General features: G+C 72.9%; 10 protein-coding genes. 7 read left to right on the top strand and 3 right to left on the bottom strand.

All coding sequences use genetic code 11. The features are described from left to right. The 3 genes from ACFVVX_RS36345 to ACFVVX_RS36335 form a co-directional block, all read left to right on the top strand. Positions 1 to 3,260 (top strand): polymorphic toxin-type HINT domain-containing protein (locus ACFVVX_RS36345; RefSeq protein WP_387952236.1); only part of this gene is annotated, 3,260 nt, incomplete at its 5' end. After that, positions 3,217 to 3,627: a hypothetical protein gene (locus tag ACFVVX_RS36340; RefSeq protein WP_387952234.1), complete on the top strand. Its 411-nt coding sequence runs from the start codon at positions 3,217 to 3,219 to the stop codon at positions 3,625 to 3,627. The genes ACFVVX_RS36345 and ACFVVX_RS36340, both read left to right, overlap by 44 nt. A gap of 356 nt (positions 3,628 to 3,983) precedes the next feature. Continuing rightward, positions 3,984 to 4,931: a hypothetical protein gene (locus ACFVVX_RS36335; RefSeq protein WP_387952233.1), complete on the top strand. Its 948-nt coding sequence runs from the start codon at positions 3,984 to 3,986 to the stop codon at positions 4,929 to 4,931. 95 nt (positions 4,932 to 5,026) lie between these two features. Here the strand turns inward: ACFVVX_RS36335 and ACFVVX_RS36330 are convergent, their stop codons facing one another. Then, positions 5,027 to 5,683 carry a hypothetical protein gene (locus ACFVVX_RS36330; RefSeq protein ID WP_387952231.1) on the bottom strand — a complete coding sequence of 219 codons (657 nt, stop codon included), beginning with the start codon at positions 5,681 to 5,683 and terminating at the stop codon, positions 5,027 to 5,029. A 188-nt stretch (positions 5,684 to 5,871) separates the two neighbouring features. Further along, positions 5,872 to 6,801, bottom strand: coding sequence for a hypothetical protein (locus tag ACFVVX_RS36325; protein WP_387952229.1), 930 nt, complete (start codon positions 6,799 to 6,801; stop codon positions 5,872 to 5,874). A gap of 162 nt (positions 6,802 to 6,963) precedes the next feature. Between ACFVVX_RS36325 and ACFVVX_RS36320 the strand changes: the two genes are divergently transcribed. From ACFVVX_RS36320 to ACFVVX_RS36310, 3 genes are all read left to right on the top strand, one after another. Then, the gene (locus ACFVVX_RS36320) at positions 6,964 to 7,533 is read left to right on the top strand and encodes a hypothetical protein (protein ID WP_387952228.1); all 570 of its coding nucleotides are present in this window, start codon (positions 6,964 to 6,966) and stop codon (positions 7,531 to 7,533) included. 59 nt (positions 7,534 to 7,592) lie between these two features. Beyond that, complete coding sequence (locus ACFVVX_RS36315) at positions 7,593 to 8,429, top strand: DUF1963 domain-containing protein (RefSeq protein ID WP_387952226.1); 837 nt, start codon at positions 7,593 to 7,595, stop codon at positions 8,427 to 8,429. A gap of 157 nt (positions 8,430 to 8,586) precedes the next feature. Beyond that, positions 8,587 to 9,006, top strand: a complete 420-nt coding sequence (locus ACFVVX_RS36310; RefSeq protein ID WP_387952224.1) for a hypothetical protein — start codon at positions 8,587 to 8,589, stop codon at positions 9,004 to 9,006. Between the two features lie 149 nt (positions 9,007 to 9,155). Here ACFVVX_RS36310 and ACFVVX_RS36305 read toward each other — a convergent pair whose 3' ends face one another. Further along, positions 9,156 to 9,860 carry an aspartate/glutamate racemase family protein gene (locus ACFVVX_RS36305; protein ID WP_387952222.1) on the bottom strand — a complete coding sequence of 235 codons (705 nt, stop codon included), beginning with the start codon at positions 9,858 to 9,860 and terminating at the stop codon, positions 9,156 to 9,158. A gap of 216 nt (positions 9,861 to 10,076) precedes the next feature. Between ACFVVX_RS36305 and ACFVVX_RS36300 the strand changes: the two genes are divergently transcribed. After that, a complete protein-coding gene (locus ACFVVX_RS36300) occupies positions 10,077 to 10,631 on the top strand; it encodes a Uma2 family endonuclease (RefSeq protein WP_387952220.1) in 555 nt (184 codons plus the stop codon). The last annotated feature ends 109 nt before the right edge of the window (positions 10,632 to 10,740 follow it).

The following is a 10,740-nucleotide window of genomic DNA, read 5'->3' as shown; positions in this document are numbered from 1 at the left end:
CAGGTCGAGACGTCGACGAGCGCGCGGGGTCGCAGGGCGTAGTGGCCGAACTGCTTTCCGTTCGCCGCCAGGGTTCGTTCCGCGCCACTTCCGCCAAGACCGCCGCGGCGGAGGCCGCCCGCGCGGCCACCGCCACCATGAAGATCGCCACCGAGGCCTCCGCCGTCGCCGGCGAGGCCCAGCGGGCCGCGAACGCCGCCGCCGCCCACGCCGACGCGGCGGCCGCGGCAGCGGACGAGGCGGCGCAGCACGCCGGCAACGCCGCCACCGCGGCGAACACCGCCCAGGCCGCGGCCACCGCCGCGGGCGCCGCCGCCGACTCGGCGGATGCCTCCGCGACGCAGGCGCACAAGGTCGCCGACATCGCCCGCGCCTCCGACCAGGAGCGCCTGGACGCGCAGCAGGCCGCCGAGACGGCCGCCGCCGACGAGGCCTCCCGCGAGGCGGAGCAGAAGGCCAGGACCGCGGCCTGGGAGTCCGGCAAGGCCGGCCGACTGGCCGCCGAGACGGAGCAGTTGGTCAAGGACGCCACGGCCGCGGGCGCGGACCCGAAGGCCGGGGTCCTGAAGGGGCGCCAGGCAGCGCTGCGGCTGCTGGACTCCGGCGGGCCGTGGACCAGGACCGCGGCCCAGACCGCCCTGGAGGGCGACGAGAGCGCCGTCCGCGCCTTCCTGAACGCCACCCTGACCGAGGCCAGGGACCGCGACGACCGCACCAGCATCATGGCGATCGCCCAGGGCCCGACCAAGCTGGAGCAGCGCCTGGCCGCCGAGGCCGCAGCGGCCGGAACCGCCGAGCAGGTCCGCGACTTCCTCGCCACCGGCCAGTACCCGGGCAAGGACGACGACGACCGGGTCCTGCTCTCGCAGATCATGGCCGCCGGCGGACCGGGGGTGAAGGAGGCCGCCGGCAAGGCGCTGGACGGCGCCGTCGCCGACGTCCGCGCGTTCCTGGCGACGGGTCAGTACAAGGCCCGGGACGACGACAACCGCGTCCTCGTGAGCCAGGCCCTGGCCTCCGGAGGACCGGAGGTCAAGGCGGCGGCCCAGGCCGTCATGTCCGGCCCGGCCGACCGTCTGGAGCCGTTCCTGCAGACCGGCCTGCCCAAGGCCCGCCAGCGCGACGCCGTCACCGCCGCGCACGTCGCCACCGTCCAGTCCTACCTGGCGGCCATCGACGGCTCGGTGGCCCTCGCCCGCCAGTACGCGGCCGAGGCCTCCCAGTCCTACGCCACCGCCCGCAACGCCGCCGACGAGGCCGCCGGCTACGCCGACCAGGCCCGCGCCTCGGCGACAAAGGCCGCCGACTGGTCCGCCAAGGCCGCCCAGTCCGCGCAACAGGCCAAGGACTCCGCCACCCAGGCCGCCGGCTACGCCAGGCAGGCCCAGGCCAGCGCCGCCTCCGCCAACACAGCCGCCAGCCGCGCGAGCACCTCCGCGAGCATGGCCGCCGGCTACGCGGCCCAGGCCCGCCGGTACGCGGCCACCGCCAAGACCGCCGCCGACCAGGCCCAGGCCTCCGCGGCCGCGGCCAGGAAGAGCGCCGAGGAGGCCGCCCAGGCGGCCAAGGAAGCCCGCGAGGAGGTCTGGAAGAAGCAGCAGGCCGAGACCGCCGCCGGGCAGGTCCAGAACGGGACGGCCGCGACCGACCCCGACGGCGACCGGCAGTCCTTCGTCGAGGTCCAGCCCAGGTCCGACGTGACCCAGGAGATCGTCCGCCAGGACATGTCCAAGTGCGTCGTCGGCGACCCCGGCCTCGAGGGGAGCTGGCTCTTCACCTGGGGCTCCAGCCCCTGGCACAAGAACGCGGCCGGGCAGAGCGTCTGCGACGTCAAGGTCACCGTGAAGGTCACCGGCACCGTCGACTACGTCCTGAAGACGTGCCCGGAGCCGAATCTCGGCATCGAGGCCTGCAAGGGCAAGTACGGCGTCTGGGACACCCTCGTCCTCGACACCAAGCGGATCGAGAACTCGCAGTACGACACCACGATCGAGCTGTCGTACGACGACTACAGCAAGCACTACAAGGTGGCCTGCGGGCAGAACAGCGGCTGCACGTCGGTGGGCAGCGCCAAGCTGCTGGCCGGCGACTTCATCCAGTGCTTCAACAATCCCGATCTGGCGTCCTGCGGATGGGCCGCATCGACGTTCCTCCCCGTCGGCGCCCTGTCCAAGGCCGCCAAGGGCATCGTCGCCTTCCGCTTCGCCATCCTGTCCGGCGTCGGCCTGGACGAGGCCAAACTCGCCCTCCAGGCGGCACTTGACGGCTACAGCCAGGCCACCATCGGCAAGCTCACCGCGGTGGCCGACAAGGTCGCCAAGTTCCGCCTCACCCTCAGCGACGGCGTCGGAACCGACGAGGCACTCGCCGCCCTGCGCAACGACGCCGCCGTCGGCCATGCCGTGGTCCAGGAGATGGAGGCCGAGGCCAAGATCGCAAAGGACATCCGCCCGTCGTGCCGGCGTAACAGCTTCCCGGCCGGCACCGCCGTGCTCATGGCCGACGGTACGAACCACCCGATCGAGCAGATCCGCATCGGCGACACGGTGACAGCGACAGACCCGGCCACCGGCGCCACCGGTCCGCAACGCGTCGAGGCCACCATCTACACTCCCGACGACCGTGAGTTCACCGAACTGGCGATCGCGACGCCGAACGGGTCCACGGCCACCAGCACCTCCACCAGCCACCACCCGTACTGGTCGGAGAACCGCCAGGCCTGGCGTGATGCCGCCGACCTCGTCGTCGGCGACACCCTGCGAACCCCCGAAGGCCGGACCGCGCGGATCGTCAGCACCCGGCACTGGACCTCGCTCCAGCCCGCGTACAACCTCACCATCAGCAGTGTCCATACCTACTATGTGCTCGCCGGGTCGACGCCAGTTTTGGTCCACAATGACGGGGGATCCGACCCGAAGGTCTTCCCGAACCTGAAGCCGGAGGACACCTACGGCTGGACCAAGCTGTACACGCCGGGGACGGTGGCAACCCGTACCGGGAACTATCAGTATGTGGTTCTGACCGACGGGACTCTGCTTATCGGTAAGGGCGACGGCCACATCGCACTCACCAGTGGCGCGGATGTGCTGGCTGCCGGTGAGGTCCGATTCAAGAGCGGGAGGATGACGGAGGTGAACAACCTGTCCGGCCACTACAAGCCCACCGGGTCCTACGCTGAAGCCGCAGCCGTCGAGGCCTTCGGCAAGGTTGGAATCGATGCGACAGGAAAGTATGTTGAGTACAAGTTCACCGAATGCTAGCGACGGCGGATGCGGTCTCATTCTTGACAAGATCGAGTTTCTGCTGAAAGCCCAACAGCTCGCCGACGGGGTGGACCAGGTGGAGCCGCTTCTCGAAGACCTGACTGATCAGATCAGGGACAGGGGGAGCTGCAGGCCGGCTGTTGCCGAGCGGTTTCTCGCACTCATGCAGGAGATCGACCCCTGGAGCCTCGAGGTCCTGCAGTACTGCATGCATGAACTTCGGTGGCAAGAGGTGCTCGATCGGGCGGAGGATCTTTTCCGGAAAGAGAGCGGCGTGGCGCGGCGCCGTCTCTATGAACGCCTCCTCGAGTCATTTGAGGACGACTGGAAGGAGCGGGAGTTCTTTCGCCGGTACTCTGACTGATTCGGCCCGGCGCCGAACGGAGAGCCAGGTCGTTGCCGTGCGCATCGGGTCGGCGCGGGTGAATTCCGCCGCCCGATGAGTGACCGACGGAAACCCCGCCGAGTTCGTTCGGCGGGGTTTCCGTCGCCTCAACGGGTGCTCGCGGAGGCGACCGCATCAGAGCGGCCGCATCGGGACGGCGCCGGGCAGGCCACCGCCCCGGCTGCGACCGGGGCGGTGGGGCGGTGGGGGTCCCAGAAAGCTGGGATATCGAAGGCTGGCAGGACGCGGACAAACTGGCGAGTGATCGCCCGCCGTGAACGGCTGCCCAGTGCGGCGGGCGGTCCTTCCCTGTGCCGAGAACCCCTGGAGCAGTCTTGCGTTCATCCCTCAAGCGCCTCGTGCTCGCGATCGCGCTCGCCCTGACCGGTCTGGTCCTGGTGCCGGGCGTCGCGTCCGCCGACACCCCGGAGACGATCCTGTTCAACCAGTACTCCGACCGCTGTCCCGACGGGAGGTCGGGCCTCCAGGAGATGCGCGTCTGCGCCCCGTCCGACAACCCCGGCAAGTGGGTGTTCAGGAACGTCCCGGGCTACCCCGAGCGGCACACGATCACCACCCGCACGGCCGACGGGGACATCTGCCTGACGTCCGACGACCTGCCGACGACCAGCAAGTGTGTGGCGGGTCTGACCACCCAGCAGTGGGAGGTCACCCCCCTCCAGGCGCAGCCGCCGCTGTACGACCTGGTCGGGCTGCGGCTGAAGAACGTGTCGAGCTCGAACTGCCTGGACAACTCGCGCAGGAACTTCGGGGGCTGGAAGCTGGTCATGCGCGGCTGCGACGACCACGAGTACCAGCAGTGGAACGTCTACCAGGCCACCTACCAGGCCCTGTTCGGCGCGCCGGGCCAGCACAAGGGCATGACCTGGGCCAACCTGGAGCAGCGTGCCGACAACGTGGTGCACGTCGGCTACGACAACGCCACCAACAGCAACCCGTACAGCGGTGACACCCCGTCGAGCGCCGTGCTGCCGCTGCTGTGCCTCAGGCAGGACGGCCGCCCCGCGCCCGCCGGCGTGCCCACCAGCGGCTTCCACAGCTGGGCCGGCGGCGAGGTGAAGGCCACCGCACCGCTGTCCGGCTCCCAGCTCACCAGCCGCGCCGCCGCCGACCAGAAGTGCGCCGACTCCTTCGGGGCCGGCTTCCGGATGGCCGAGTTCCACGACGGCTCCGGCTGGGGCCTGTGGGCCAACGGCACCCTGCCCGCCAACACCCGCTTCTGGACCGCCATCAGCGACCAGCCCGCCAACCCCTGGAGCTGATCCCCCCCCCCGGATCCCGGGCGGGCGCCACCACCGGCGCCCGCCCTCACCCGCGCCCGCCACAGCCGGTCAACGGACCGGCCCGACCGGCCCGGCTACCCGAACAGGCCCTCCTCGCGCGCCTTCCAGGCCAGGGCCACCGCGAACCGGACCGTGCCCAGCAGCCCGGCCAGGGCGGCGGCGATCCACAGCGGGATCGCGAGGACGCTCGGCCTGCCCGTCACCATCCGCCCGCCGTCGAGCCACACCCTGGCCTCGTGCCCGTCCGGATACACCTCCCCGGTCGGCCGGTCCTCGCTGAACTCGCGGCCGTCGGCGCTCCAGTGGTAGACGCAGCCGTAGGTGGCGTGGCCGCCGCCCTCGTCGTTCAGCGTCCGGCCCGTCGTCCGGCAGTTCGTCACGGTGGCCGTCACGCTGGGCGGTTCGTGCTGCCGGTCCCGGACGGCGTGGCTGGCCTGGGCCGTCGCGAAGACCGTGCCCAGGGCGAGCACCAGGAGCACCGCGAGAGCCAGGCAGGAGGCGGCGTAACCGGCGCCGGAGACCTCCCGGCGCAGCGGAAGCGAGGCGCCGACGGCCGCCAGCAGCGCGACCCCGCAGACCTCCGGCCACCAGCCCCGGCCACCCGGCGCGTCCTGCGAACCCGCCCACACCACCGGCGCGGCCGCGACCGCCAGGACCGCCACCGCCACCACCATGCCCGCGGCACAGCGCCGCTGGAACGCCGTCCACCGCACGGAAGGCCCGAACGCCACCTCGCCCCCCTCTCCCCGTACACCCGTACACCCGTACACCTGCACGTCCGCACATCGGATCGTCCGACCGTCCGATTCTCCGGCCGGCCGCCCCCGGGGCGCACGCCTGCGCCCACTCTCCACCGAACCGGTGACAGGGCCGCGACATCGTCACAGCCGAGACCGCCGCCCCGCCCGGCGCCCGGCGGTCAAAGCCAGCCGCGCTCCTTGGCGCGCAGGGCCGCCTGGAAGCGGGTCGCGGCGTCGAGGCGGGCCATCAGAGCGGCCACGTGGGTGCGGTACTTGCGCACCGAGATGTTCAGCTCGCGGGCCGCCGTCTCGTCCTTGCCGTGCTCGCTGAGCGTGCGCAGCACCTCCGCCTCGACCGCGCTGAGGTCGAGCCGGTCGATGTCCGTGGCCCGCGCCCACTGCCGCTCGAACAGGTCGACCAGCGCGGCCACGATCCCGGGCTGGCCGACCTGCAGCGTGTCGGACTCCGGCAGGTCCGGATCGAGCCGCACGAAGGCGACCCGCCGGTCGACGATGAGCAGCTGGCCGAACGGCTCGGCCGTCACCCGGTGCACGTCGCCCAGGGCGTGCCAGTACCGGGCGTAGGCCATCTGGTCGGGCTTGTCGAGGGCCGCCGTGCCGACGAGGGTCCGGCTGGCCATCCCGTCCGCCAGCTGGCGCCGGAAGCGGTCGGCCGCCGCGCCCTGGCACGGCGTCCTGCCGCGCGGCAGGCGCTTGGCGTTCATCATCTCGAAGCGGCCGGGCATCGAGCGGATCCGCTGGGTCACCTGCGCGGTGTCCTGGATGCGCTCGACGAGTTCGACGGGCCGCCCCTGGCGCGCCTCCTCCGCCAGCTCCCGCACCACGTCGAAGGCCGCGTCCAGCCGGGCCAGTTCACGGGAGGTGTGCTCCACCCGCCGGCGCACCAGCAGGTCGACGGCCGCCGCGGGCGCCAGCGCGACCATCCGCGCGTCGACCACCCCCAGGGCCTGCAGCTCGGCGAGGACCGGACGCAGGCCCGGCAGGCCCAACTCCGCCCCGGCCGTGTCGGGATCGGTGTGCCGGGTACGCAGCAGATAGCGGTAGACGCGCTCCTGGTCAGACGTCAGCCCCAGGCTCTGAAGACTCATCGCCGCCCCCCGTTCCGTGCAGCTTCCTGCACGGAGTCTTGCACCATCTCCCCGTTCCGCCGCACACGGGTGAGCGACAGGCTGGGGTGACGCGCCGGGCGGGGAACCGCCCGCGGCGCCGACCGACGCAGACCCGCACGACCACAGGGGGAAACCACCGCCATGGGCCACATCCGCAGCTTCGTCCCGTGGATTGCCGTCGCCCTGCTCACCGGCACGGTCGACATCCGCTGGGCCGCGCTCACCGGCCTCCTGCTGGCCGTCGCACTCGTCGCGACCCAGCGCCGCGCGGGCCGCGGCTGGGACACCCAGGTGATCGAGGCCAGCGCCGTCCTGTTCCTCGCCGCCTACACCGCCGCCGCGTTCGCCGCCCCCCACTCCACCGCCGTCGCCCACTACGGCCCGCCGCTGTCCTCGCTCTGGCTGGCGGCCACCGCCTGGGGCTCCCTCGCGCTCGGCCGCCCCTTCACCCTCGGCGTCGCCCGCACCCAGGCGCCCGAACACCTCTGGAACAGCCCGCTGTTCCTGCGGATCAACCGCGTCATCACCACCGTGTGGGCCGCCGCGTTCACCCTCTCCGGCATCGGCGGCGCACTGCTGCGCCACTACCGGCCGGACGCGGGCGACGCCCGCACCCTGCTCACCGTCGCCGCCTTCGCCCTTCCCCTCCTCTTCACGGTCCGCTACCCCCCGATCGCCCGCGCCCGCCACGCCGCCTCGGCCGAGGCGTAGCCCGCCCGGTCCCCGGGGCGGGGGTCCGGGGGAGGGCCGGGGGTTCGTAGAGTGGCCTCATGATGCGCCCGAACCCTGTGACCGCCGGTGGCGAGCGGATCCTTCGACGGCTGATCGGCGAGGCCGGACTCGGGCCGTGGGAGGACGAGTTGGCGGGGGTGGCCGAGCACGGGATCGCGTTGGGGCCGAGGCCCGACGGCTTCGGGGGGCCGGAGCCGTTCTCCCGGTGCGGCGGTGTGCCGGACGTCCCGCCCGGCTTCGTGTGGCCGAGCACCGGGTCCGGCCCGGACGCGCAGGCGGACTGCTTCGTCGCCCAGATCGACCTGGCGGAGGTCCGCGGGGAGGACGCCAACGGGCTGCTGCCGCCGTGCGGCCTGCTCTACTTCTTCTTCCTCGGCGACGACGGCTTCGGCGGCCGCGACCCGGTGAACGTCCTCTTCTTCCCGGACCGGTCGGCCGCCGACACCGCGCCCTACGAGGTGGACTCGGACCCGCTGTTCGCCGACCCCGATGCCGGCTGGGGCGCCCCGCCGTGGGAGTTCACCGGCCCGCCGGCCCCGCTGTACGCCGCGGGCAAGGCCATGCTGGCGCAGGTCGGGCGCTTCCACGACGATCCGCTCGTCGAGCTCCCGCAGGAGGCCGCGGAGCGCCTGGCCTCGCTGGGCCGGGCCGCGCTCGACACCGCGCCGCAGCACCGCGCCTACATGGTGCTGCTGGGCCCCGACCGGGAGGCGGACCAGTACGTGGTGGCGCCGCACGGCCGCGGCCCGGAGCGGATCCTGCTCGACGCGGGCCGCCCGGACTTCACCGGGTGCCCGCTCTACTACGTGATCCGCGACGAGGACCTGGCCGCCGCCGACTTCAGCCGGATCGAGGCCGTCACCGTCCAGCACTGACCGCTGACCCGCCGCGGTGCGGGGGCCCACGGGTGCCCCCGCTCCGCGGTCGGCACCGGCCGACGCCGGGCGTCCCGAGCGCACGCCCGCCGGTATCCGTCCCACCGGGAATCGTGAACCGCCCACGGACAAGCCACAGGTGAGACATGATCGGTGCGTGCAGAGTGAGAACCCGCGACCCTTACCTCCGTCGGCGTCGACCGTTTTCTGGGCCGGCCGCTGCGACCAGCACGCCCGCGCCGTCGAGTACGAGCTGACGTGGTGGGGACATGAGTTCCCCGACGGCCCGCCGGACGCCGAGGACGCCTTGATCCTCCTGCGGCGCACCATCGGGGAGACCCGCTCCAGCGGCCTCGGTGAGCGCACCGCGGACCTCCTGGAGGAGGCCACCGCCCCGCTCGACGCCGCGAGACGCCACACCGCCCGCGCGATCAGCCCGGTGCTCCTGCCGCTGATCGCCCATCACCTGCGGACCGCCGCCACGGCCCTCGCGGCCACCCGCACCCACCTCGCCGCGAACGCCCCGGCCGGGCCGTACCCGCCCCCACCGGCGGTGGCCCCCCACCCCGGCCGCTGACCCCGGCCCCCCGGACCGCCCCCCGGACCGCCCCCCGTACAGCCCCGATACAGCCCCGCACCGCCCCGGCGGGACACGGCCCCGTCCCTCCCGCCGGGCGGCTCCTCCCGCGGCACGGCCGCCGGCACCCGCTACGACCGCCGCGCCCGCTACGGCCGCGGGCCGTCCGCGAGCGCCGCCGTGACGGCGGCCTCGGCGTGCAGGCGCGCGGTCGGGAAGAGCGGCACCGGGCTGTCCCCGTCGCCGACCAGCAGCTCGATCTCGGTGCAGCCGAGGATCACGCCCTCGGCGCCGTCGGCGACCAGCTGCCCGATCACCCGCCGGTACGCCTCCCGGGACTCCTCGCGGACCACGCCCCGGCAGAGCTCGTCGTAGATCACCCGGTGCACCAGGGCGCGCCCGTCCGGGTCGGGGACGAGGACGGTGAGCCCGTTGGCCGCCAGCCGGCCCCGGTAGAAGTCCTGTTCCATGGTGAACGCCGTCCCGAGCAGGCCGACCCTGCGCAGTCCGGCGGCCCGGACGGCGTCGGCGGTGGCGTCGGCGAGGTGCAGCAGCGGGACGGAGACCGCCGACTCGATCCGGTCGGCCACCTTGTGCATGGTGTTGGTGCAGAGCAGGAGCAGCTCGGCGCCGGCCGCCTCCAGCGACCGGGCGGCATCGGCGAGGACGGCCCCGGCCTCGTCCCAGCGGCCTTCGCTCTGCAGCCGCTCGACGGTGGCGAAGTCGACCGAGTAGAGCACCAGCCGGGCGGAGTGCAGCCCGCCGAGCCGCTCACGGGTGAGCCGGTTGAGGGTGCGGTAGTACTCGGCGGTGGACTCCCAGCTCATGCCGCCGATCAGGCCCAGGGTCTTCATGCTCCACATATAAACACAGCTATCTCATCCTCGAAAAGATATAAGTAATACTTTCACTCCCTGTATTCACGCCACACCGACCCGCCAGGGCCCGAGCCCGGCCCGTCGGCGGTGCGCCCGGCCCTGTCCGGGACGGCCGCGGGGCCCTCCTGCGGGCCGGTACGGTAGGACCTGCAGGAGTCCAGAGCGGGCACCGCGCGATCCAGGGAGCCGAGCATGAGCGCACAGCCCATCGCATACGGCGACGTGGACCACGAGGCGGCGCTGAAGTACGCCGTACAGCTCATCGACCACCGGTGGGCCCAGGTCATCGAGGGGCGGATCGTACTGGCGTCGCCGATGTGGGACCACGAGCGGATCGTCGCGCGGATCCGCCGCCAACTCGACGCCAGGGTCGACGAACTCGGCTGCATCAGCGGCTCCGGCAACCTCGACCTGCCCGGATCCTCGAACTGGTACATGGCCGACATCGCCGTCATCCCCGACGACCTCGCGGCCGGAGCCGGCGCCCTCACCCCCGGCCAGACCCTGCTGGTGGTCGAGGTGACCTCCGAGTCCAACGGCGACACCGACCGCATCACCAAGCGCAAGCGCTACGCCCAGTACGGCGCCCCGCTCTACCTGCTGGCCGACCGTCAGAGCCGCGAGTGCACCCTGTTCTCCGAGCCCCACGACCTGGGCTACGCCGTGGTGGACGGACCACACCCCTTCGGTACACCGATCCGCCTGCCGGAGCCGTTCGACCTCACCTTGGACACCACGGGCTTCTGAACCGACGCCGCCGCACCGGGAGCCGGACGGCGTCCGCTGCCGGCGGTACGGATCGGCGAGCCCTGCCCGTCGGCGGGGCGGGGCCCGGGCCGCCGCGGAACGGGTGCGG

Origin of the sequence: Kitasatospora sp. NPDC058170 (assembly GCF_042883905.1) — a bacterium.
In the GTDB taxonomy this organism is placed as follows: domain Bacteria; phylum Actinomycetota; class Actinomycetes; order Streptomycetales; family Streptomycetaceae; genus Kitasatospora.
This window is presented reverse-complemented; position numbering and strand designations above follow the sequence as displayed.